Origin of the sequence: Micromonospora taraxaci (assembly GCF_007830095.1) — a bacterium.
In the GTDB taxonomy this organism is placed as follows: Bacteria; Actinomycetota; Actinomycetes; order Mycobacteriales; family Micromonosporaceae; genus Micromonospora; species Micromonospora taraxaci.
The window spans coordinates 3,715,245-3,736,684 of the sequence record NZ_VIWZ01000001.1; the positions used below are offsets into that span (position 1 = coordinate 3,715,245).

The window sequence follows — 21,440 nt, forward strand, 5'->3', positions numbered from 1 at the left end:
GGTTCCCTGATGTGTCGTCACCTGGTCTACCTGGGGCCGTCGGTCACCCTGGCCGAGGTGCTGTTCGACCCGCCGCACTCGTTGGTGCGGCAGTCCTGGGCACCTCGGGACATGCGCGGCGGCGGCACCATCAACGCCGACGGGTTCGGCGTCGGCTGGTACCCGGGCGAGGGTGAGCCGGTGCGTTATCGGCGGGCGCAGCCGATTTGGAGCGACCCGACCATCGCCCAACTGGCGGCGGTGACCCGCGCCGGGGCGGTGCTCGCGGCGGTGCGGTCGGCCACTGTCGGGATGGCGGTGCTCGACGGCGCCGCCGCGCCCTTCGCCGAGGGGCGGTGGCTGTTCAGCCACAACGGTGTGGTCCGCGGCTGGCCGGACGCGGTGGTGCCGCTCGCCGCCGGTCTGCCGGTTCGTGACCTGCTCACGTTGGACGCCGCCACCGACTCGGCGTTGCTATGGGCGTTGGTGCGGCATCGGCTGCGCGCCGGGGACGACCCGGCGGACGCGGTCGGGCGGACGGTGGCCGACGTCGCCGCGGCCGCCCCCGGGTCGCGGCTGAACCTGCTGCTCACCGACGGCCGGCAGGCGGTGGCGAGCGTGGCCGGGCATGCGTTGTCGGTACGCGAGTCGCCCGGTGCGGTGCTGCTCGCCTCCGAGCCGCACGACGACGGCCCCGGGTGGCGGGCGGTGCCGGAGGGGCACCTGGTCCTTGCCACCGCCGACGGGGTGCGGGTACGTCCACTTCCGACCCGGTGAGCAGCGCCGGGCGGCACGCGATTGTCGATCGAGCAGAGGGGCGAGTTGATGACGGCGGAACCGCTGGAGGTCTACCTCGAAGAGCGCGATCTGGAGCGTGGTCTGCGCGACGACGTTCGGGCCGGGCTGAGCGCCGAGCAGAAGTGGCTGCCACCGAAGTGGTTCTACGACGCCCGGGGCAGCGAGTTGTTCGAGGAGATCACCCGCCTTCCCGAGTACTACCCCACCCGGGCGGAGCGGGCGGTGTTGGCCGAGCGGGCTCCGGACATCGCCGCGTTGACCGAGGCCAAGACGTTGATCGAGTTGGGGTCCGGGTCGTCGGAGAAGACCCGCCTGTTGTTGGACGCGTTCACCCGCCGGGGTGGGCTGGGCACGTTCGTTCCGCTCGACGTGTCGGTCAGCGCCCTGCGAGGGTCCACCGCCCAGATCGCCGCCGACTATCCGGGCCTGCGGGTGCGGGGCATCGTGGGGGACTTCACCCGGCAGTTGGACCGGCTGCCCACCGGCGGCCGACGGCTCGTGGTCTTCCTCGGCGGCACCATCGGCAACCTGCTGCCCGCCGAGCGGGCCGAGTTCCTGACGGCGATGCGCGCGGCGCTGGAGGTTGGCGACTGGCTGTTGCTCGGCACGGACCTGGTGAAGGATCCGTCGGTGATCGTGCCCGCCTACGACGACGCGGCCGGGGTCACCGCCGAGTTCAACCGCAACGTGCTCCAGGTGATCAACCGCGAGTTGGGCGCCGACTTCGACCCGGGGGCGTTCGACCATGTCGCTCTCTGGGACCCGGAGCACGAGTGGATCGAGATGCGGTTGCGGGCGACCCGGCCGATGCGGGTGCGGGTGTTGGGCATGACCGTCGACTTCGCGGCGGGGGAGGACCTGCGTACCGAGGTCTCGGCGAAGTTCCACAGGGAGGGGATCGCCGCGGAGTTGGCCGCGGCGGGCTTCGTGACGGCGGAGTTCTGGACGGACCCGGATGGGCTGTTCGGGGTCACGTTGGCGCGGGCCCGCTGAGCCTGTTCACCCGCCTCGAACCGGGCCTCTGGTGATCGGATAAGCTGAGCGGGCGAAGGGGAGTAGCCCCCAATGTCGTGGTCGACATACTGGTGCGTTCCGCATCCGGCCACGCGGCCTCGGTCTCCGAGGCGGGCGAGACCTTCGACTCAGGCTGTTGCAGCCGGGTCGAGGGCGCCCCTGTACCTCCTCCCGGCATGAGCGGGAAGGACGTCATGGAGGGATTTTTCGCCGCGCTGGTCGTCAGCTTCGGCGTCATCTTCGTCGCGGAGCTGGGGGACAAGTCCCAGTTGATGGCGTTGACCTTCGCCACGCGGTTCAAGCCGATCCCGGTGCTGATCGGTATCACTGTCGCCACGGCGGTGGTGCACCTGGCGTCGGTCGCCATCGGCGCGGGCCTCGGAGCGGTGCTGCCGACCGAGTGGATCTCCCTGGTGGCCGGTGTGGCGTTCCTCGGCTTCGGTGCGTGGACCCTGCGCGGGGACAAACTCACCGAGGAGGAGAAGCGCAAGGCGGAGAAGACGAACAAGACCGCGTTGGTGGCGGTGTCGGTGGCCTTCTTCCTGGCTGAGCTGGGTGACAAGACGATGCTCGCCACGATCACGCTCGCCACCAAGTACGGCTGGTTCGGCACCTGGCTCGGTTCCACCATCGGCATGGTGGCGGCGGACGCGTTGGCCATCCTGGTCGGTCGGATGCTCGGTCGTCGGCTGCCGGAGAAGACCATCAAGTACGGTGCCGCGATCCTGTTCGCCATCTCCGGTCTGTGGCTGATCCTGGAGGCGGTGAACGAGCTGACCTGAGTGCCGACTAGCTGCCCTGAGGGCGGGTAACGGCCCGGGGTGGAGCCGGCCGAGTTGTTGCGACACGGCGACCAGGTGTTGGTGGCCGTGGTGGAGGTGGCCGGCGCGCTGGTGATCTTCGTGGGCGCGGTCTGGGCGGCGGTGCGGTTCGTGGTCGAGGGGCTGCGACACCGCACCGCCGCCCGTTTCACTCCGATCCGGCTCTCGCTGGGCCGGTTCCTGACTCTCGGCCTGGAGTTCCAGTTGGCGGCGGACGTGCTGCGGACCGCGGTGTCCCCGTCGTTCGAGCAGATCGGCCAACTGGCCGCGATCGCGACGATCCGGACGGCGTTGAACTACTTCCTGGGCCGGGAGATCCGTCAGGAGCAGCGCCAGGTGGCCGAGGGGGAGCGTCACGGGTGATGGAAACCCTGGTCACTGTGGTGACCGCTCTGGCCCTGGTCGTCGCCGTGGTGACAGTGCTCAGCACCGGTGCGCTGAAGACCGGCGTCCGACTGCTGCTGGACCTGCTGACGGCGGCCGGCCTGATACGGCTGGCCGGTGACCCGGGCTGGAACGGTCTGGTCGGCGCGGTGGCGATCATCGCCCTGCGTCAACTGCTCGGCGCGGCGCTGAGCGCTCCGACCCCGTGGTCCGGGCGACAATCCCCGGCCCCCTGCGCCGAAGACGATTGCCACCTACCGTTGGCGCTAGGACGCGAAACCAGGAAATCGGGAGGATGACCAGATGAGCCGGCACGACGAACCGAACGAGTACGGCTTCTCCGGCGCTGGCACCGCTCCCGAGCCGCCGCCCGGCGGGAAGGCCGACGAGCAGGATCGTGTCGAGGAGGTGGCGGTGCCGGGCGACGACCTCACCGCTCCCGCCGCCGAGGCGGTGGTCGAGGAGACCGAGGACCTGCCGCCCGCTGACCGTCGACGCTGATCGGAGCCAGGGTCGGCGGGTCGCCGCACCGCGCGGTGCGGCATACCGATCAACCCTCGGCGGGCCGCTGGTAGACGTCGGGCACGCCGTCGCCGTCGGCGTCGAGCCGTTCCCGCTCCGCCACCCGGCGGTACGCCGCGTTGCGCCGGACGAGCACCGCCGCGGCCAGCCCGGCGGAGATCACCGAACCGAGCAGCACGGCCGCCTTGACCCGGCCGTCGGTGGTGCCGCCGACGCCGAAGGCCAGGTCGCCGATGAGCAGCGACACCGTGAAGCCGATGCCGCCGAGCATCGCGATCCCGAGCAGGTCGGACCAGGTGACGTCCTCGTCCAGTTCGGCCCGGGTGAACCGGGCCAGCAGGTACGTCGAGCCGAGGATGCCGATGCTCTTGCCGAGCACCAGAGCGGCGACGACGGCGATCACCACCGGGTCGGCCAGCAGGGCGGTCAGGTCGCTGCCGCGCACTGTGACCCCGGCGGCGAACAGGGCGAAGACCGGTACGGCGAAGCCGGCCGACACCGGACGCCAACGGTGCTCCAGGCGCGCGGCGAGCCCACCCTCGGCGTCGGCGGCCGATGGGTCACCGGTCGCCGTCCGGGGACCGGCCAGCACCGGGACCGTGAAGCCGAGCAGGACGCCGGCCACCGTGGCGTGCACACCCGAGGCGTGCATCAGCGCCCAGGCGGTGACCGCGAGAGGAATGAGCGCCCACTGCCAGCCACCTCCGCGCCGCACCAGAATCGCGAAGATCCCGATCGAGGCCAGCGCGGCGAACAGCGCGGCGGGCTGTAGGTCGGCGGTGTAGAAGACCGCGATGATGGTGATCGCGAACAGATCGTCGACCACGGCGAGGGTGAGCAGGAATGCGCGTAGGCCGTGGGGCAGATGTGTGCTGATCACCGCGAGTACGGCGAGCGCGAAGGCGATGTCGGTGGCGGTCGGAACGGCCCAGCCGCGTAGTCCCTCTCCGCCCGCGCTCAGGATGACCGCCACGTAGATCAGCGCCGGCAGCAGCATTCCGCCGAGCGCGGCGACCACCGGCAGCGCGGCCCGGCGTGGGTCGCGTAGGTCCCCGGCGACGAACTCCCGCTTGAGTTCCAGGCCCACCACGAAGAAGAAGATGGCCAACAGGCCGTCCGCCGCCCATGCGGCGACGTCCAGGTCGAGGTGCCAGGACGCGCCGCCGGGCCAGGGGACCCAGCGGGCGAGTCTGGTGTACGAGTCGGACCAGGGGGAGTTGGCCCAGACGAGCGCGACAGCGGCGCCGAGCAGCAGCAGCGCGCCGCCCACGGTCTCGGTACGCAGCACGTCGGCCAGGTGCCGGGCCTCCGGCCAGGACGACCGGGTGAACAGCCGGTTCTTCGGCGGGCGTTGGCCGTCGGATCGCGGGGTGCGGGAGGTCATCTGCGGGGTCACCTCGGACGTCAGGACGGCATGAATCCACTCGCCGACCAGGCTTCCCGGCACACCACCACGGACCCTATCCGGCTTCGCGTCCGCCGGCGACCGCTGGGCCGATCGGACGTCGCCTGACCGGCTTTCGACTTTTTCCTCGTTGTCGCCGCTGCCGAATGGGCGGTTCTCGGGTTGGTCATCCGGATGCATGTCGCACTACAGAAAATACATAACTCCGGACATAAGCCGCATGAGCCGCTTTAATGGTTTCACGAGTTTAGAGACGACCTTGGGGGTTTTCGTGAAGTTCTTTGGCGTAACCGGACCGGCACGGAGGCGCGCCTGATGGATCTGCTCCGCCATTTGCGTCACGTGCGTAGGCACTGGTGGGTTGCGCTGGTCACGATCATGGTGGCCCTCGGCGTCTCGGCCTTCCTGACCGTGCGCGCCCAACCCCGGTACGTCGCCTCGGTGACGTTCTTCGTCACCACCCCCAACACGGGCGTCAGCGAGGCATACCAGGGTGGGCTCTTCCTCCAGCAGCGCGTCAAGTCGTACGCGGACCTGCTCACCAGCGACCGACTGGCACAGAGCGTCGTGGCCGAGACCCCGGTCGGCCTCACCGCGGACGAGGTGCAGCAACGGGTGAAGACCTCCACCCAGACCGGCACCGTCATGCTCCAGGCGTCGGTCACCGACACCGATCAGACCCGCGCGTTGCGGGTGACGGAGACCCTGGCCACCAAGTTCGTCGAACTCGTCCAGAAGGTCGAGACGACGCCGGAGGGCAAGGCACCGATCAAGATCGAGGTGGTCAGCGGCCCCCGGGTGAGCGCCAACCCCGTCTCGCCGCAGCCGGTCCGGAACCTCACCCTCGGTGGCGTGATCGGTCTGATCCTCGGTATCGGTCTGGCGATCCTGCGCGGCGTGGCCGACGTCCGACTGCGCGACGCCGCCGGTCTGCAACGAGCCACCGGCAGCCCTCTGCTCGGCGAGATTCCATTCGAGGGCAACGCCCGCAGCGCGCCGCTGATCGTGGGCGACGCCTCCACCTCCGCGCGTGCCGAGGCGGTCCGCAAGTTGCGTACCAATCTGCGTTTCGTGGATGTCCATGAGCCGGCTCGGGTCATCGCCGTGACGAGCGCGCTGCAGGGTGAGGGGAAGACCACGCTCTCCTGCAACCTGGCCATCGCGCTGGCCGAGGCGGGTTGGCGGGTGCTGCTGGTCGACGCGGACCTGCGTCGCCCGAAGGTCGACGACTACCTGGGCCTGGACGCGGGCGTCGGCCTCACCGACGTGCTGGTCGGCGACGTGCAGGTCGGCGACGTCGTGCAGCGCTGGGGGGACAAGTCGCTGCTGGTGCTGCCCAGCGGTTCCGCCCCGCCGAACCCGAGCGAGCTGCTCGGCTCCAAGGCGATGTCGGACCTGCTGCTGGCGCTCCGGGAGTCGGCGGACATCGTGATCATCGACACCGCGCCGCTGCTCGCGGTGACCGACGGCGTGGTCGTGGCCGTGCAGGCCGACGGCGCGCTGCTGGTGACCCAGCAGGGCCGTACCTCGCGAAGCCAGGTCGCCGCCGCGGCCCGCTCACTGCACTCGGTCTCGGTGCGTCTGCTCGGCTGCGTGCTCAACATGGCGAAGGTGGCCAAGGCCGAGGCGTACCAGTACGAGGCCTACCGGGTGGTCGCCTCGACGCCCACGACGTCGGTGCCGACCGAACGAGCCGCAACCGGTCGGCACGTCGCGACCACCGGTGGTCTCAACGGCGTCACCGACCACACCCAGGAACTCACCCGGCTGCCCCGATGAGCGCGGCGAGGGGTCGCAGCGACCGTTCGATCTCCTCGGCGCAGCGTCGGAAGTCGGCGGCGGTGCCGCCGATCGGGTCCTGGAGGTCGTCCGCGTCCGGGGCGGCGGGTTGCAGCCGTCCCCGGGCGAGGGCGGCGGCGGCGATCGCCGCCTGCAACGAGTCGTCGGCCGATCCGGCGGGCGGTTCGGCCGCCGCGGCCAGCCGGCCGAACTGGCGCACGGTGAACGTCCGGTGCAGCGCCGCCGGCGCCAGCGCGGTGCAGACCGAGCGCTGGCGCCGGGTCGCGGTCAGCACGAGCGTCGCGTCGGCAAGGTACTCGGGGCGCAACGCCCGGGTCCGGAACGCCGCCGGGTCCGCGCCGCTGTCGGTCGCGACCTCCATGGCGTACGGGTGCATTCCCAACCCGTCGATCGCGTCGGTGCCCGCACTGGCCACTGTGACGGGCCGGCCGGCCAGCAGTCGGCGGGCCAGGAACTCGGCCATCGGCGACCGGCACAGGTTGGCGTGGCAGACGAACAACACACGATCAGCCATCGGAGCCCCTCTCATCGGTGCGGACACGGGTGTCCACACCGCGGGGGCGGTGCGTCGACGCCGGTGGTCGCGCGGGGAGGGGTTGTCGGCATCGTACGCGCGCGAGACGCCCGCCGGTCGTCGTGCCGCGCCGACCGACGCCAATCCATACCGGACGGGGGTGTGTCAGTGAGGATCGGCATCCTGTCGTACCACTTTCCGCCCGAACCGGCGTTCATCCCCGGGAGTCTCGCGGAGGAGTTGGCCGCGCGTGGGCACGAGGTTCGGGTGCTCACCGGATTCCCGGACTACCCGGGCGGGCACGTCTATCCCGGCTGGCGGCAGCGATGGCACCACGAGACGCACAGTAGACAGCTGACCGTCCGACGGGTGCCGCGCTACCCCGGGCGGGCCACGTCCACCAGGGGCCGCATGGCCAACTACCTGTCCTTCGCGGGCAGCGCGACGTGGGTCGCCCGGCGGTACTTCACCGATCTGGACGCGCTCTACGTCTTCCAACTACCGGCGACGACGTTCGCCACCGCCGGTGTGCTCCGGTTGCTCGGACAGGTGCCGGCGGTGCTGCACGTGCAGGACGTCTGGACCCGTGACGGCGCCGAGGAGACCGGCGAGGACCGCTGGGCGGCGCGGATGGGCAGCGCGATGACCCGGATCTTTCGGACCGCGGCGCGGATCGCGGTGGCCGCGCCGTCGATGCGGGATCTGGTGGTCGCCGCGGGCGCCGACCCGACCCGGGTCCGAGAGGTGCTCAACTGGACCGACGAGCGGATCTTCCACCCGGTGACGCCCGGCGTGGCGGCCCGCCAACTGGTCCGTCGGGACGGTCGGTGCGTGGTGATGCACGCCGGGACCATCGGCGCGCGGCAGGGACTGGAGACCGCGGTCCGGGCGGCGGCGGCGCTCGACCGGACGATGGACCTGGTCCTCGTCGGTTCGGGCGCGGACGAGCGGCGGGTGCGGGGGCTCGCCGCCGAGCTGGGCGCGGACAACGTCCGCTTCGTGGAGCGACGGTCACCTGTCGACATGCCTGAGCTGTACGCCGCCGCCGACTACCAGCTGGTCATGCTGCGCGACCTTCCGGAGCTGCGCGGCACGGTGCCGGGCAAGCTCCAGGCCGCGCTCTCGTGTGCTGCCCCGGTGGTCGCGTCGGCCGGCGGAGACACGGCCGAGCTGGTCGAACGGGCCAGGGCCGGTCTCTCCTGCCCGCCGGAGGACTGGGCGGCGCTGGCCGACCGGTTCTGGCTGGCCGCCACGATCCCGCCGCCCGCTCGGGTTGAGATGGGCCGCCGAGGGCGGTCGGCGTACCTGCGGGAGATGTCGCTGCCCGCCGGGGTGGACCGGATCGAGCGGCTGCTGCACGAAGCAGCGGGGCGGGCCGCAGCGCCGGTCAGCGAACTGCGAGGAAACCTCGCTTAAGCGGTAATCATTGCGATAACGGTACGAAGTTCCCGGACGCATGCTAAGAACGTCAGGGAATCGACCATCTGTCCGATTCCCCGAATGGGAGTGTGGTGTGACGGAAAGCGAACGGCCGACCCGAAGGCGGAGCCGGTCCCGGCGCCGTCGGCGTGCCCGAGTGAGACGCGCCCTCCTCAGTGCCCTGGTGGTCGGCTCGCTTCTGCTGGCGGCCGGCGGTTGGGTCGGCTTTCGCGGCTGGCAGGCGCGTGCCCACCTACTCAACGCCGCCGGCCTCGCCCGAGAGTTGAGCGCTCTCGTGGTCGGCGGGGACACCGACCGTGCGTTGCGGACCCTTGCCGCCCTTCAGGAGCAGTCCCGCGCGGCCCGCGCGGCGACCAGCGACCCGAGCTGGCGGCTTGGTCGGCGTACCCCGATGGTGGGCGACAACCTGGATGCCGTTCAGCAGATCGCTGCCGCCATCGACGAGTTGGCCCGGCAGGCGTTCCCGACCCTGCTCCGGATGGACCTGACCAGCCTGGTGCCGACCGGCGGTCGTCTGGACCTGGCCCGGCTCAGCGGCGTCTCCGCCGAACTGACCCGGGTCAACGAGTCCGTGCAGGAAACGCGTCGAGACCTGGCGGCGGTGCCGGCCGACGGCCTGGTCAGCCAGGTCCGGCAGGCGCTTGTCGACCTGCGTGGTGAGATCGACCGCCTGGCCGGCCTCACCACGGCTGCCGACCAGGGTGCCCGCCTGCTGCCGCCACTGCTCGGCGCGAGCGGGCCGCGGCGGTACCTGCTGGTCTCACAGAACCTCGCCGAGCTGCGTGCCACCGGCGGCATGTTCGGCGCGTACGCGATGATCGAGGCGGCGAACGGCGCCGTGAAGATGGGCAAGCAGGGCAGTTCGTCCTCGCTTGGCTTCTTCAAACCGGCGCTGAAGGTGCCCGCCGAGACCCGCGCGCTCTGGACCGACCTTCCCGGCATCTACCCGGCCGACGTCAATCTGTCCCCACACTTCCCGACCGCCGCGACGCTGTACCGCGAGATGTTCCGGCGTAAGACGGGCACCACCGTCGACGGCGTCCTCGCCGTCGATCCGGTGGTGCTGTCCTACCTGCTCAAGGCGACCGGCCCGGTGCTGGTGCCCGGCGGTGTGCCGCTGGCCAGCGAGAAGGTCGTGCAGACACTGCTCAACGACAGTTACCGGCGGCTCGACGTCGAGGAGCAGGACGAGTTCTTCGCGGCGTCGGCGGCGGCGGTCTTCGACGCCTTCTTCAAGAAGAATGTCAACCCTAGGGTGTTGTTGTCCGCATTTGACCGTGCTATCACCGAACGGCGGATATTGTTCTGGAGTGCCCGACCTGAGGAACAGCGGACGTTCGGCGACAGCCGGATGGCCGGGACGCTTCCGGAGCAGGACACCGTGCCGACTGTCGGCGTGTTCCTCAACGACGGCAGCGGCGCGAAGCTCGGCTACTACCTACGACAGACGGCGAACCTGACGGTCGGTGAATGCCGCCCCGACGGTCGCCGCGAACTCCGGCTGCGGGTGACCCTGCGCTCGACGGCGCCGAAGTCCGGACTGACCAAGTCCGTCCTCGGTCTCGGTATGGCTGGTGATCCGTACACCGTCCGCACGTTGGTGTCGATCTTCAGCCCTGCGGGCGGAGCGGTGCTCGAGGCCCGGCTCGACGGGGCCGAGACGGCCGTTGGTAGCGGTACCGAACGCCGCCGTCAGGTGGCGACCGCCAGCGTCGACGTCGCCCCCGGCGCCGAGAAGACGTTGGAGGCCACCGTGCTGACAGCCAAGACCGGCGTCGGTCAGGCCGAGCTGTGGCTGACCCCCACCGCCAGCCCCTGGACCACCCAAGTTCATTCCGCACCAAGCTGTGACCAGTAGGAGGGAACCAATCATGCGGCTATCCCGCATCATCATGGCGCTCACGGTCGGCCTGGCCGTGGTGGCCGTGCCGACGGCAGCGGGGGCGGCGCAGCCGCAGCCGGCGCCCAGCGCGACCACTGACCCGCCCCAACCGCCGCCGTACCCGCCGGTAGTGGCGTCACTGACCGTCAACCGGCCGACGATCTTCCTCGGCGAGACGGTCATCCTGACCGGCACCAACTTCGGCCCGAACGAGACCGTCGACATCTCGGTGACGGTCACCCCGCTGGCCGCTCCGGCCGGCGGTCAGGCTCCGGCTCGCCGCAGCGACGGCAGCACCGTGGCCATGGCCCCGGTGGCCTATCAGGCGAGCGCGCCGCTGAACTTCACGGCGTTCACCAACGCCCAGGGGCGCTTCACCAAGAGCTACAAGCCGTCGGTGACGGGTCTGCTGACCTTCACCGCGACCGGCCGGGAGTCCGGTCGTACCGCCTCGACGGAGCTGCGGGTGCTGCACAAGAAGCAGCCGCTCCCCGTCACGGGTGACAGCCTCGGCACGCCCATGAAGCTCGGTGGCGGCCTGGTCGGCGCCGGAGCGATCATGTTGCTGCTGACCCTGGCCTGGCGTCGCCGCCAGCGCTTCGGTGGTGCCGCGCACTAACCCGCACCACCGGGCAACGCCCGGACAGCACAGAGCTGGCGCCCGTCGGAACGTTCCGGCGGGCGCCAGCCTTGTGCTGGGCGCGCGGTCCTGACCGACACGTCTTGATCGACACGGTTTCGGCGAAGTCGCGGTATCAAACCCTCACGGATACCGCGACATCAGCGAAGTCGTGTGGATCAAGCGTGAGCTGGGGGTGTTCTGCCCGCCAGCGTGGGTGGTGTGGTGCCTGGGGTCGGGTTGGTCCGTGTGGTTTGTTCCGTTTGGGTGGTATCGACGTGTGGTCGGCGGCACATCTCGGCCGGAATCGTGGCCGGGTCGGGGTCGTTACACATCCTGACGATGGCAGGACCACGGCCTGTCGGCGCGATGATCCGCCCCCGGGAATGACCCCCGACCCCGGGTCGTTACACACCTGGACCCCAGCACCGACCGGCACCCCGCTCCACCGGGTGCCACGGAGCCGGAATGACCCCGGCCCCCGGGTCGTTACACAGGGTCCCGGCGCCGCGAGCCCCCGCTCGCTGGCCGCCGATGAACCCCTAAGACTTTTTGCAGCGCCGGACGAGGTGCTCACACCCGTGCCCACTGAGTCGGGTGTTCTTACCCCCGAAGGAGCTTCCCCCATGAACACGATCATGCGTAAGAGTGTGCTGTCTGTTGCTGGTCTGGCGTTTGCCGGTGGTGTGTTCGCCGGTCCGATCGCCGCCCACGCCGCCACTCCGGCTGTGGACGCGAAGCCTGTTGCTGTTGCGGTGCAGTCGGCGGCGCCGAAGCCGCAGGGCGAGCAGTCGCACATCTCCCTGAACGATGAGCAGACCGCGAACGTGAAGGCGATCATCGCCGCGACGAAGAAGGCCGGTCTCCCGGAGCGGGCTGCGGTGATCTCGATCGCGACGAGCCTGCAGGAGTCGAAGCTGGAGAACCTCGGCCACCTCGGCGACGCCAACGACCATGACTCGTTGGGTCTGTTCCAGCAGCGCCCGTCCTCGGGTTGGGGTACGCCGGAGCAGATCACCGACCCGGCCTACTCGACGACGGCGTTCCTGAAGGGTCTGAAGCAGGTTGACGGGTGGCAGGACATGCCGCTGACGGATGCCGCGCAGACCGTGCAGGTTTCGGCTTACCCGGACGCGTACGCGCAGTGGGAGCAGCAGGCCACCGACCTGGTCGGCCAGTACTGGAACAGCTGACCCCCACCGAAACCGTCCGACCGCTGGCCGGCACCCCACAACGGGTGCCGGCCATCGGCGTACCCGAATCAGTTGTCCTGGTGGTTGCGGCTGCGGACGATGTCGATCAGGGCGCAGATCAGCGCGAGCCCGATGATGCCGGTGGCCAGTATGAGGGACCGCTCGAAGGCGGTGGTCCAGTCGCCACGGGTGTCGGCCAGCGACGAGAAGAACATCGAGCCGACGGCGGCGATGCCGGCCGCGGCACCGATCCGCTGGCCGGTCTGGAGCATGCCCGCGCCGCTGCCGGCCTGCGCCACCGGCACTTCGGAGAGGGTGATCGTCTGGTTGGGGGCGATGACCAGTCCACTGCCGATGCCCGCGACGAGTAGTGGGCCGGCGGCGACCCAGGGTGCCGGGGCGTCCGGTGCCAGGCGTAGCGCGACCACCGTCGCGGCCAGCCCGACCACCACTGTGAACAGGCCGATGGCGACCAACGGTCGGCCGAGGCGGTTGACGATGCGGCCACCGAGGACGGCGGCGGCCGCCGAGCCCAGGGCGAACGGGGTGATGGCCAGGCCGGCGACGAGCGCGCTGTAGCCGAGACCCATCTGGAGGAACAGGGTGAAGATGAAGAAGATCGCGGTGAAGCCGCCGAAGTAGACAAGCGCCAGCAGTGAGCCCAGTGTGTACGACTGGAGGCTGAACAGCCGGAGGTCGAACAGGGGTTGGTGGTGGCGTTCGTACCGCCGCTCCCACAGCCCGAAGACGACCAGCACGGCCAGGCCGATCGGGATGAGCGCCCACTTCCAGGGTGTCTCCCACTGCTGTTCCTGCACGAGTGGGAGCAGGACCAGCACCACGCCCACCCCGAGGAGCAGAACACCGACGGGGTCGAGTTGACGCCAGCCGGGTTGACCGGCGGGGCGGCCGGGCAGCAGACGCCAGCCGAGGATCACCGCGAGGATGCCGACCGGCACGTTGACGAAGAAGACCCAGCGCCACCCGTGTTCCTCGCCGCCGATGGCGATGAGCAGTCCGCCGAGCAATGGCCCGACCGCTGTGGAGATGCCGATGGTGGCGCCGAGCAGCCCGAAGGGGCGGGCCCGTTCCGGACCGCGGAACAGTTGTTGGATGAGCCCGATAACCTGCGGGTTGACGATGCCGGCGGCGGCGCCCTGAAGGAGTCGGGTGGCGACCAGCCAGGTCGGTGAGGTGGCGAGGCCGGCGAGTGCGCTGGTGATCGTGAACAGGGCGATACCGAAGACGAACGCGTTGCGCCGGCCTCGGGCGTCGCCGAAGCGACCGGCGGGGACCAGTGCCAGGCCGAAGGTGAGCGCGTACCCGGAGAGAACCCACTGCAGGTCGCTCGGCGAGGCGTGCAGCGCACGGTCGATGGACGGCACCGCGACGTTGACGATGCTGACGTCGAGCAGCGTCATGAACGCGGCGACCAGGCCGACGCCGACGGCCTGCCAGCGCCGCCGGTTCTCGGCCGCCGTCACCGGCTGCGCCGCGCTCATCGTGCCCCCCGATGACCGTTGATCGCGCATCTCTGACCGCTACCCGGGTCAGCGGGGGGCGAACCGTCTCGTGGGATCCTGCCCGTCACGCCATCTGGCGGGCGCAGAACCGGGGGCCGAAGTCGAGACCCGCCATCGGTGAGTCCTCGCGGTGCAGCAGGCCCTTCTCGGTGAGCAGGTGCAGGGGACTCCCGACCTGCTCCTCGGTCAACCCGGATTCCTCGGCGATCAGGTCCGGGTACGGCACCTGCCCGCGTGCCTCCAGGGTGGTGACCGCCTGGTACACCCGTTGCTCGGCCTCCGACAGTTGCACCTGCTGCATGGTTCCTCCTCCGTTCGTCCGCCATCGCGTGGCGGCTGCCGTGCGCCGGTTACCCCGTCGGTGACCGAAGATGCGCACCCGATCGGGCGGTCGGCGGGTCCGGCTGTCGCGGTCCGGTAGTGCCGAAGCCGTGTGTCGAAGTCCTGGGCCGGCCTGCGGCCGGCCGCCGCCTGGACTCCGCCTGGACTCCGCCTCGGCTCGACCGAGGACTTCGACACACGGCTAGGCTGCTCTCGTGATCGTCTGGGACCTCGTCGTCGTCGGCGCCGGCCCCGCCGGGCTGTCCGCGGCACACGCCGCTGCCCGTGCCGGTGTCTCCACACTTGTCGTCGAGCGGGCCGAGCACCCGCGGTACAAGACCTGCGGCGGTGGCCTGATCGGCACCTCCCTCGCGGCAGTCGCGGATCGGATCGAGGTGCCCGCGCACGACCGGGTGGACCGTGTCACGTTCACCCGCGATGGCCGCCGGGAGTTCACCCGCCGCAACGACGCTCCGGTCGTGACGATGGTGCGTCGCGAGGAGTTCGACGACCGGCTGCGCGAGGCGGCGGTCGCCGCCGGCGCGCAGATGCGTGAGCGGGACGCGGTCCGCGCGATCGAGCAGGATCCCGAGGGGGTACGCCTGCGGCTGGCCGACGGTACGACGATCGCGGCCCGGACGGTGATCGGCGCCGATGGTTCGTCAGGGGTGACCGCCCGGCACGTCGGGGTCCGGTACCGGCAGGTGGACCTGGGGCTGGAGTTGGAGATCCCGGTGCCCCCGGCGGAGCAGGAGCGGTGGCGGGGGCGGTTGCTGCTGGACTGGGGCGACATGCCGGGCTCGTACGCCTGGGTTTTCCCGAAGGGTGACCGGTTGACCGTCGGTGTGATCGCCGGTCGGGGAGCGGGGGAGGGAACCCGGGAGTACCTGCGGCGGTTCATCGACCGGTTGGGGTTGACCGGGTTGCCGGCAGAGCACGATTCCGGGCACCTGACCCGGTGCCGTGCGGAGGATTCACCGTTGCGCAACGGCCGGGTGCTGGTCGTGGGGGATGCGGCGGGGTTGTTGGAGCCGTGGAGCCGAGAGGGCATCAGCTTCGCGTTGCGGTCCGGCGGGTTGGCCGGCGCGGCGGTCGCCGACGGTGACCTGGTCGGGTACGAACGGGCGGTCGCCGCACGGCTGGTGCCGGAGATGCGGGCGGGGTTCCGGCTGTTGGACGTGTTCACCCGCCGCCCGGACGTGTTCCACGCCCTGTTGGCGACTCCGCCGGGCTGGCGGATGTTCGTGCAGTTCTGCCAGGGGCGGGCGAGCTTCGACGAGATGCTGCGACGTCGGTCCATCCGGGCCGCCCTCGCCGTGCTGGACCGACTACCCACGCCGCGCCGGCCCACAGCCGTTCTCCCAGGATCCTAGGACGCCTTACAGGGTGTGCGCGGTGCTGGTCTGGAACGACCGGCTCGTTGGACAATGACAGGGGAAGCGGGAGGTGCCGATGGCCGAGCAACCGTTCACCGATGACGAGTACGCGTTCCTGCGCCACATCCGGTTCGGGGAGTTGCCGCCTGCTGTCCGTCCCGACGAACGGGTGGCCCTGACCGAGACCGATCCCGGGCGGGACCGCCCGGAGAAGGCCGAGGACCCGGTCCGCTGGAACGTGCAGGGCTGACAACAGCAGACGGGCCGCAGGTGTCGCCACCCACGGCCCGTCCGTGCTGTGCGATCAGAAGACCGGCACGCCCTCGCGTACCAGCCGCCAGTTGGGCTGGAAGAAGTCGGCCGGGTCGATCGTCCCCTTGGCCTGCGCCCAGTCGATGAGCAGCTGACGGATCTCCTGCTGCGCGTTGTAGACCTGCGTCTTCACGATGCCGGGGAAGTTGCCGCCGCCGCTGCGCCGGTAGTTGTTCACCGCCACCACGAACTGTGCGTTGTCGGCCACGGGGGTGTCGGTGCCGGCGAGCACCAGGCGGGTGATCCGCTGCCCGACCGGCCGGGAGATGTCGATGTCGTAGTCCACGCCGGAGAAGACGTCGTAGTTGTAGTCCGGCACCGCCGGGTCGCTGATCTGCTCCGGGTCGACCGGTGCGCCCGGGGCGAGGGTCCGGAAGTACTTCGCCGAGTACTCCAGGTACGCGCGCACCTCGGCTCCGCTGAGCACCACTGCTTCGAGGGTGTTGTCGTACACGTACAGGCCGGCCACGTCGCGGATCTTGACGTCCCCGGCGGGGAAGACTGCGGTACGGCTGAACGGCGCCGCAATCGACAGCACCGGCAGGTCCGCGTACGTGGTGCCGGCCAGGGCCGCGCCGACGACCTCGGTCTGCACGTGGTTGATGAAGTCCAGGATCGGCGTGTCCTTGTACCGGGACTCCGCCGCCGACAGCTCGACAGTGGACTGCGCTACCACCTGGTTGACGTACGCCACCGTCTTGGTGTGTTGGGCCCGCACCGCCGCGAGCACCTTCGGGTCCTCGACCACCGTGTTCGTGTTCAGCATGGTGGCGGCCTTCTTGGTGATCGCCCACCGGCCACGCTCGCGGGTGAGGGTGAAGTCCATCCGGGTGAGCCGCTGGCCCCACTTGGACGGCTCGGAGAGCAGCACCTGGGCACCGGTCCGCTCGTTGGTGACGAACCGTTCGACCACCTCGTTGTGCGCGTGACCGAACAGGATCGCATCGATCCCCGGCACCTGCTGGGCGATCAACGCCACCGGGTTCTCGTTCGGCAGCTCCGGGCCGTAGCTGGAGGTGCCGCTGTCACCGCCGTGAGCGGAGATCAGCACGACGTCCGCACCCCGGGCCCGCATGACCGGCACCCACTTCGCGGCGGTCGCGACCATGTCGTCGAAACGCAGCTTGCCCTCGACGTTGCCCTTGTCCCAGATGGCCACACCGGGGTTGGTCAGCCCCAGGATGCCGACCCGCAGGGTGGGCGCGCCGAAACCGAGGGAGACCTTCTTGATGACGTACGGCAGGAAGGCCGGCTTGCCGGTCTTCGCGTTGACGGCGTTCGCGGCGAGCGCCGGGAAGCCGAGCTGGCGGATCCACAGGTCCAGCAACGGCAGCCCGTAGTTGAACTCGTGGTTGCCCAGCGTCACCGCGTCGTAGTCGATGACGTTCATCGCCCGGGCCATCGGGTGCTTCTCCCCGGTGGCCGTGATCGGTTCCTGCTTGGCGTAGTACGTCGCCAGGGGAGTGCCCTGGATGGTGTCGCCGGCGTCGAGCACCAGCGTCGCCTTGCCGCGCCGCTCCCGACGGATCTGGTTGATCAGGGTCGCCAACTTCGCGACGCCGATGTCGTTCTTCTTGCTGTCGTCGTACTCGGCGTCGCGGTAGTAGTCCCAGTTGTAGACGTTGCCGTGGGTGTCCGACGTGCCCAGGAGGGTGAGGTCCCAGGTGCGTGACCGGGCCGCGCCGGCCGCCTGCGCGGGCGCGGCGGCGATCAGCGGGGCGGTCGCCGCCGCCGCGGCGGCGACGAGCACCTGACGACGCGACGGGCCGGAGGGAGAGGTCATGACGTGCCTTTCCATGGGGGTGGACGCGCTTCGTGGGCGCCTCGCGCACCATAACCACCAGCGGACACTCCCGCCACGTCAGCCCCGACCGTTGCTGTGGTTTCCACAGGTCCACGGGGGGTAGGGCGGACGGGGGCGAGCCACCGCTCCCCGACCAGCCAGTACGGCGGGCAGTCGGGTCAGCCCGCACAGCAGCAGTCCGCGCCGGCTCGACCGCGCAGATGAACCCGAAGCCGGACCACGGGGAAGAGTCGTACCGGCGCAGCGGCAAGCTCGACGGCAAGCGGGCGCTGATCACCGGCGGTGACTCGGGGATCGGCCGGGCGGTCGCCATCGCCTTCGCCCGGAAGGGCGCGGACGTCCTCATCTCGTATCTCGACGAGGAGGAGGACTCCGACGCCCGGGAGACGATTCGCCTGGTCGAGCAGGCCGGCCGGCGGGGCGTCGCGGTACGCGGTGACATCACCGACGAGTCGCACTGTCAGGAGCTGGTCGATCGGGCGGTACGCGACCTGGGCGGCCTGGACATCCTCGTCAACAAACGCGGCTTACCAGATGTCGCAGGACCAGGGGATCCTCGGGATCACCACCGAGCAGTTCGACCGGGTGCTCAAGACCAATCTGTATGCGATGTTCTGGCTCTGCAAGGCGGCCGTCCCGCACCTCACCGAGGGCGCGGCGATCATCAACACGGCGTCGATCCAGGCGTTCAACCCGTCGCCGCAGTTGCTGGATTACGCGCTCGCCGCCGACCTGGCCGAGCAGGGCATCCGGGTCAACGCGGTCGCACCCGGCCCGGTCTGGACGCCGCTGATCCCGGCCACCATGCCGGAGGAGAAGGTGAAGCAGTTCGGCACCGACACCCCGGAGGGTCGCCCCGGACAGCCCGCGGAGCTCGCACCCGCGTACGTCTTCTTCGCCTCGCAGGAGTCCAGCTACGTGACCGGCGAGATCCTGGGCGTCACGGGCGGTCGGCCGACGAAGTGATCCGCCGCTTGGGCGGTTGCTGCTTCCGGTGCCCGCCCCGGGTGCGGCTCGTCCCGCGTGCGGTCCGGCGGTCAGCGCGGCCAGGTGGCGAAGCGCCGCCGGACCTGGGCGACGTCGGCGGCGCTCAGACCGTAACGACCGAACCGCTGCTCCGACAGCCGGTCCAGGTAACGCCCGGCGGCACGCACGTCCGCCGGATCGAGGGCCGGGTCGACCTGCCGTGCCAGCATCAACAGCTCGGTCACGTCGTAGTGCTCCAACGCCGCCGCCACGTCGATGAAGTCACGGACCTCCCGCCGGTTGACCAACGCCGCGATCTTGTTGGCCACCAGGTCGCGTACGTCCATCACCGGGCCGAGGTCCATCACCACTGGGCTCTGCTGGCGGTCCAACCGGGCGAGGCTCAACCGGATCTGCCGGCCGTCGCGGCTCACCACGAAGTCCTTCATGTCCTGCTCGTACCCGTCGAACAGCTCAGCGAGATCCCCGTCGGGGTCGGCGTCGCTGACGAGGAAGCCGGCGCGCTCCAGTGCCACCCGCACACCGGTGGACGCCGCCGCGGCGGCACCCTCCACGTCCGCGAAGAGGTCGACGTCCTCCGTCGGACGGGCGACCAACCCGTGCGCCGCCCAGGCGACACCGCCCCCCAACACGAACCGGTACGGCCCGGCGGCGGTGAGCGCCACCCGGGCGACCTCCCGATAGAACTCGTGCAGATGCGGCTCGGTCACGCCGCGCGCAGGCCGCGGTGGCGGCTCTCCCACGCCTGGCGTACGCCGCGGGGCAGGTTGAGCAGTCGCCACACCCGCCGAAGCGTGCGCCCGTTGATGAGGGCGCGCAGGTCCTCGGCGCGGGTGGTCTCGCGGAGCACGTTCTCGTACATCCAGAGGAGCTGGTCAGGGTCCCCGAGGTCGAAGGTGCGCTCGGCATTCCACATCAACCGCACGGGCAACTCGACCACCCCGCGCGTGGGGCCGGCCAGCTCGGCGAGCGTTCTCGCCACCACGGCAGGACGACCGGGCCGGGCCAGGAAGGCCACGCCGGTCACGGTGGGGGAGACGGCCTGCATGGTGTCAGGGTAACGCCCACCGGAGCCGGTGTCGCTCAGGACGATCCCTACACGCTCCAGGGCCGGTCGGGGGAGCCGCTCGCGAGGGCCTAAGCGGCCGCGTTGCACGGGCGCTGTCCGTGGGCCGCCGCTGTCCGTGGGCCGCGTCGTTCGGGGCCGCGTCGTCTGTGTGCCGCGCTGTCTGTGCGCCGTGTCGTCCGTGCGCCCTGGGTGGGCGTGGTGTCAGCTCCGCGCGGGTGTCCTGTCCTGAGGGTGCTCGCTGGTCTGCATCCAGGCGTTACGCGGGTCCGGTTTGTCGGCATTGGCTCACCCGCGCGCCTTGATCGACTCCGTTTCGGCGAAGTCGCGGTATCAAACCCTCTCGGATGCCCCCACATCGCCGAGGTCGTGTGGATCATGCGTGAGCTGGGGGTGTTCTGCCCGCCGGCCTGGGTGGTGTGGTGCCTGGGGTCGGGTTGGTCCGTGTGGTTTGTTCCGTTTGGGTGGTGTCGACGTGTGGTCGGCGGCACATCTCGGCCGGAATCGTGGCCGGGTCGGGGTCGTTACACACCCTGACGATGGCAGGACCACGGCCTGTCGGCGCGATGGTCCGCCCCCGGGAATGGTCCCCGGCCTGGGGTGGTTACATCTGGACCCCGCCCCGTCCGGCACCCCGCTTCACCGGGTGCCACGACCCCGGAATGACCTCGGTCCCCGGGTCGTTACACAGGGACCCGGCGCCGCGAGCCCCCGTTCGCAGGCCGCCGATGAACCCCTAAGACTTTTTGCAGCGCCGGACGAGGTGCTCACACCCGTGCCCACTGAGTCGGGTGTTCTTACCCCCGAAGGAGCTTCCCCCATGAACACGATCATGCGTAAGAGTGTGCTGTCTGTTGCTGGTCTGGCGTTTGCCGGTGGTGTGTTCGCCGGTCCGATCGCCGCCCACGCCGCGACCCCGGCTGTGGACGCGAAGCCTGTTGCTGTCGCGGTGCAGTCGGCGGCGCCGAAGCCGCAGGGCGAGCAGTCGCACATCACGGTGAACGGCGAGCAGACGGCCAACGTGAAGGCGATCATCGCCGCGACGAAGAAGGCCGGTCTCCCGGAGCGGGCCGCGGTGATCTCGATCGCGACGAGCCTGCAGGAGTCGAAGCTGGAGAACCTCGGCCACCTCGGCGACGCCAACGACCATGACTCGTTGGGCCTGTTCCAGCAGCGCCCGTCCAGTGGTTGGGGCACGCCGGAGCAGATCACCGACCCGGCCTACTCCACCACCGCGTTCCTCAAGGGCCTCCGCCAGGTCGACGGGTGGCAGGACATGCCCCTGACCGACGCCGCGCAGACCGTCCAGGTCTCCGCCTACCCCGACGCCTACGCCCAGTGGGAGCAGCAGGCCACCGACCTGGTCGGCCAGTACTGGAACAGCTGACCCCCACCGAAACCATCCGACCGATGGCCGGCACCCACAACGGGTGCCGGCCAGCGGCATATCCACCGCCACGCGAAGGCGGCGGCGGGCCCATCCATCCCGAGATCTTGGACAGTTTCCGTTCACGCGTAACGGAAACTGTCCAAGATCTCACGATTCGGGGTCCTGGCGCGACGCGACAGTGCGCTTCGGCATGGCTCTGCCCGGGGCCGGACGGTCGTGCGGTCATACGGCGGCAGTCAGACAGTTCGGGGTGCCTGGTCGTGTGCGCGTCAGTTGGTCCGACACCGACA

General features: G+C 70.3%; 22 protein-coding genes and 1 pseudogene. 16 read left to right on the forward strand and 7 right to left on the reverse strand.

Going from position 1 to position 21,440, the window contains the following annotated elements; translation table 11 throughout:
* The first annotated feature begins 9 nt into the window (after positions 1–9).
* The 6 genes from egtC (at position 10) to FHU34_RS17030 (ending at position 3,497) form a co-directional block, all read left to right on the forward strand.
* Entirely contained in the window at positions 10–756 is a 747-nt protein-coding gene (gene egtC / locus FHU34_RS17005) for an ergothioneine biosynthesis protein EgtC (RefSeq protein ID WP_145781658.1), read from the forward strand.
* A gap of 48 nt (positions 757–804) precedes the next feature.
* The gene (gene egtD / locus FHU34_RS17010) at positions 805–1,770 is read left to right on the forward strand and encodes an L-histidine N(alpha)-methyltransferase (protein WP_145781661.1); all 966 of its coding nucleotides are present in this window, start codon (positions 805–807) and stop codon (positions 1,768–1,770) included.
* A 215-nt stretch (positions 1,771–1,985) separates the two neighbouring features.
* A complete protein-coding gene (locus tag FHU34_RS17015; RefSeq protein WP_145785637.1) occupies positions 1,986–2,573 on the forward strand; it encodes a TMEM165/GDT1 family protein in 588 nt (195 codons plus the stop codon).
* Between the two features lie 39 nt (positions 2,574–2,612).
* Entirely contained in the window at positions 2,613–2,975 is a 363-nt protein-coding gene (locus tag FHU34_RS17020; RefSeq protein ID WP_088989513.1) for a DUF1622 domain-containing protein, read from the forward strand.
* Positions 2,975–3,295 (forward strand): hypothetical protein, encoded by a 321-nt coding sequence (locus tag FHU34_RS17025; RefSeq protein ID WP_145781663.1) that lies wholly within the window; start codon positions 2,975–2,977, stop codon positions 3,293–3,295. Before FHU34_RS17020 ends, FHU34_RS17025 begins: the two co-directional genes overlap by 1 nt.
* 4 nt (positions 3,296–3,299) lie before the next feature.
* A complete protein-coding gene (locus FHU34_RS17030; protein ID WP_145781665.1) occupies positions 3,300–3,497 on the forward strand; it encodes a hypothetical protein in 198 nt (65 codons plus the stop codon).
* 49 nt (positions 3,498–3,546) lie between these two features.
* Here FHU34_RS17030 and nhaA read toward each other — a convergent pair whose 3' ends face one another.
* The gene (gene nhaA, locus FHU34_RS17035) at positions 3,547–4,902 is read right to left on the reverse strand and encodes a Na+/H+ antiporter NhaA (RefSeq protein WP_145781667.1); all 1,356 of its coding nucleotides are present in this window, start codon (positions 4,900–4,902) and stop codon (positions 3,547–3,549) included.
* A 336-nt stretch (positions 4,903–5,238) separates the two neighbouring features.
* Between nhaA and FHU34_RS17040 the strand changes: the two genes are divergently transcribed.
* Positions 5,239–6,702: a tyrosine-protein kinase domain-containing protein gene (locus tag FHU34_RS17040; RefSeq protein ID WP_145781670.1), complete on the forward strand. Its 1,464-nt coding sequence runs from the start codon at positions 5,239–5,241 to the stop codon at positions 6,700–6,702.
* On the opposite strand, the gene FHU34_RS17045 is transcribed toward FHU34_RS17040, so the two are convergent.
* Entirely contained in the window at positions 6,683–7,237 is a 555-nt protein-coding gene (locus FHU34_RS17045) for an arsenate reductase/protein-tyrosine-phosphatase family protein (protein WP_145781672.1), read from the reverse strand. The two genes, FHU34_RS17040 and FHU34_RS17045, sit on opposite strands and share 20 nt — an antisense overlap.
* A gap of 168 nt (positions 7,238–7,405) precedes the next feature.
* Here FHU34_RS17045 and FHU34_RS17050 point away from each other — a divergent pair, with 168 nt between their 5' ends.
* The 4 genes from FHU34_RS17050 (at position 7,406) to FHU34_RS17065 (ending at position 12,371) form a co-directional block, all read left to right on the forward strand.
* A complete protein-coding gene (locus FHU34_RS17050) occupies positions 7,406–8,653 on the forward strand; it encodes a glycosyltransferase family 4 protein (RefSeq protein WP_145781674.1) in 1,248 nt (415 codons plus the stop codon).
* Positions 8,654–8,813: 160 nt separating this feature from the next.
* On the forward strand, positions 8,814–10,535 hold the full coding sequence (locus FHU34_RS17055; RefSeq protein WP_244311707.1) for a DUF4012 domain-containing protein: 1,722 nt from the start codon (positions 8,814–8,816) through the stop codon (positions 10,533–10,535).
* A gap of 13 nt (positions 10,536–10,548) precedes the next feature.
* Complete coding sequence (locus FHU34_RS17060; protein WP_145781678.1) at positions 10,549–11,178, forward strand: hypothetical protein; 630 nt, start codon at positions 10,549–10,551, stop codon at positions 11,176–11,178.
* A gap of 626 nt (positions 11,179–11,804) precedes the next feature.
* Positions 11,805–12,371, forward strand: a complete 567-nt coding sequence (locus tag FHU34_RS17065; RefSeq protein WP_145781680.1) for a hypothetical protein — start codon at positions 11,805–11,807, stop codon at positions 12,369–12,371.
* 68 nt (positions 12,372–12,439) lie between these two features.
* Here FHU34_RS17065 and FHU34_RS17070 read toward each other — a convergent pair whose 3' ends face one another.
* Together FHU34_RS17070 and FHU34_RS17075 are read right to left on the reverse strand one after the other, a co-directional pair.
* The gene (locus FHU34_RS17070) at positions 12,440–13,873 is read right to left on the reverse strand and encodes an MFS transporter (protein WP_145781682.1); all 1,434 of its coding nucleotides are present in this window, start codon (positions 13,871–13,873) and stop codon (positions 12,440–12,442) included.
* Positions 13,874–13,958: 85 nt separating this feature from the next.
* Entirely contained in the window at positions 13,959–14,195 is a 237-nt protein-coding gene (locus FHU34_RS17075) for a hypothetical protein (RefSeq protein WP_030491902.1), read from the reverse strand.
* Between the two features lie 235 nt (positions 14,196–14,430).
* Here FHU34_RS17075 and FHU34_RS17080 point away from each other — a divergent pair, with 235 nt between their 5' ends.
* Together FHU34_RS17080 and FHU34_RS32980 are read left to right on the forward strand one after the other, a co-directional pair.
* Positions 14,431–15,588, forward strand: coding sequence for a geranylgeranyl reductase family protein (locus tag FHU34_RS17080; protein ID WP_145781685.1), 1,158 nt, complete (start codon positions 14,431–14,433; stop codon positions 15,586–15,588).
* 79 nt (positions 15,589–15,667) lie between these two features.
* Positions 15,668–15,841: a hypothetical protein gene (locus FHU34_RS32980; protein ID WP_167524833.1), complete on the forward strand. Its 174-nt coding sequence runs from the start codon at positions 15,668–15,670 to the stop codon at positions 15,839–15,841.
* A 54-nt stretch (positions 15,842–15,895) separates the two neighbouring features.
* Here FHU34_RS32980 and FHU34_RS17085 read toward each other — a convergent pair whose 3' ends face one another.
* A complete protein-coding gene (locus FHU34_RS17085) occupies positions 15,896–17,686 on the reverse strand; it encodes a bifunctional metallophosphatase/5'-nucleotidase (RefSeq protein WP_145781687.1) in 1,791 nt (596 codons plus the stop codon).
* A gap of 221 nt (positions 17,687–17,907) precedes the next feature.
* Here FHU34_RS17085 and FHU34_RS34250 point away from each other — a divergent pair.
* Together FHU34_RS34250 and FHU34_RS34255 are read left to right on the forward strand one after the other, a co-directional pair.
* Positions 17,908–18,165: pseudogene (locus FHU34_RS34250) on the forward strand (SDR family NAD(P)-dependent oxidoreductase); the annotation flags it as partial.
* 76 nt (positions 18,166–18,241) lie between these two features.
* Positions 18,242–18,673, forward strand: coding sequence for an SDR family oxidoreductase (locus FHU34_RS34255; RefSeq protein ID WP_425280533.1), 432 nt, complete (start codon positions 18,242–18,244; stop codon positions 18,671–18,673).
* A 71-nt stretch (positions 18,674–18,744) separates the two neighbouring features.
* On the opposite strand, the gene FHU34_RS17095 is transcribed toward FHU34_RS34255, so the two are convergent.
* Together FHU34_RS17095 and FHU34_RS17100 are read right to left on the reverse strand one after the other, a co-directional pair.
* Complete coding sequence (locus FHU34_RS17095) at positions 18,745–19,404, reverse strand: nucleotidyl transferase AbiEii/AbiGii toxin family protein (protein ID WP_145781689.1); 660 nt, start codon at positions 19,402–19,404, stop codon at positions 18,745–18,747.
* Complete coding sequence (locus FHU34_RS17100; RefSeq protein ID WP_145781691.1) at positions 19,401–19,742, reverse strand: hypothetical protein; 342 nt, start codon at positions 19,740–19,742, stop codon at positions 19,401–19,403. The genes FHU34_RS17095 and FHU34_RS17100 overlap by 4 nt, the downstream gene beginning before the upstream one ends.
* Before the next feature lie 838 nt (positions 19,743–20,580).
* On the opposite strand from FHU34_RS17100, the gene FHU34_RS17105 reads away from it, so the two are divergent.
* On the forward strand, positions 20,581–21,147 hold the full coding sequence (locus FHU34_RS17105; protein WP_145781693.1) for a hypothetical protein: 567 nt from the start codon (positions 20,581–20,583) through the stop codon (positions 21,145–21,147).
* Positions 21,148–21,440 lie beyond the last annotated feature (293 nt).

Coding starts and splice junctions, on each gene's coding strand:
- FHU34_RS17070 (WP_145781682.1), bottom strand. CDS start 13,873: ATGAGCGCGGCGCAGCCGGTGACGGCGGCCGAGAACCGGCGGCGCTGG.
- FHU34_RS17030 (WP_145781665.1), top strand. CDS start 3,300: ATGAGCCGGCACGACGAACCGAACGAGTACGGCTTCTCCGGCGCTGGC.
- FHU34_RS17040 (WP_145781670.1), top strand. CDS start 5,239: ATGGATCTGCTCCGCCATTTGCGTCACGTGCGTAGGCACTGGTGGGTT.
- FHU34_RS17045 (WP_145781672.1), bottom strand. CDS start 7,237: ATGGCTGATCGTGTGTTGTTCGTCTGCCACGCCAACCTGTGCCGGTCG.
- FHU34_RS17060 (WP_145781678.1), top strand. CDS start 10,549: ATGCGGCTATCCCGCATCATCATGGCGCTCACGGTCGGCCTGGCCGTG.
- egtC (WP_145781658.1), top strand. CDS start 10: ATGTGTCGTCACCTGGTCTACCTGGGGCCGTCGGTCACCCTGGCCGAG.
- FHU34_RS17100 (WP_145781691.1), bottom strand. CDS start 19,742: ATGCAGGCCGTCTCCCCCACCGTGACCGGCGTGGCCTTCCTGGCCCGG.
- nhaA (WP_145781667.1), bottom strand. CDS start 4,902: ATGACCTCCCGCACCCCGCGATCCGACGGCCAACGCCCGCCGAAGAAC.
- FHU34_RS17065 (WP_145781680.1), top strand. CDS start 11,805: ATGAACACGATCATGCGTAAGAGTGTGCTGTCTGTTGCTGGTCTGGCG.
- FHU34_RS17105 (WP_145781693.1), top strand. CDS start 20,581: ATGAACACGATCATGCGTAAGAGTGTGCTGTCTGTTGCTGGTCTGGCG.
- egtD (WP_145781661.1), top strand. CDS start 805: ATGACGGCGGAACCGCTGGAGGTCTACCTCGAAGAGCGCGATCTGGAG.
- FHU34_RS17025 (WP_145781663.1), top strand. CDS start 2,975: ATGGAAACCCTGGTCACTGTGGTGACCGCTCTGGCCCTGGTCGTCGCC.
- FHU34_RS32980 (WP_167524833.1), top strand. CDS start 15,668: ATGGCCGAGCAACCGTTCACCGATGACGAGTACGCGTTCCTGCGCCAC.
- FHU34_RS34255 (WP_425280533.1), top strand. CDS start 18,242: ATGTCGCAGGACCAGGGGATCCTCGGGATCACCACCGAGCAGTTCGAC.
- FHU34_RS17075 (WP_030491902.1), bottom strand. CDS start 14,195: ATGCAGCAGGTGCAACTGTCGGAGGCCGAGCAACGGGTGTACCAGGCG.
- FHU34_RS17015 (WP_145785637.1), top strand. CDS start 1,986: ATGGAGGGATTTTTCGCCGCGCTGGTCGTCAGCTTCGGCGTCATCTTC.
- FHU34_RS17085 (WP_145781687.1), bottom strand. CDS start 17,686: ATGACCTCTCCCTCCGGCCCGTCGCGTCGTCAGGTGCTCGTCGCCGCC.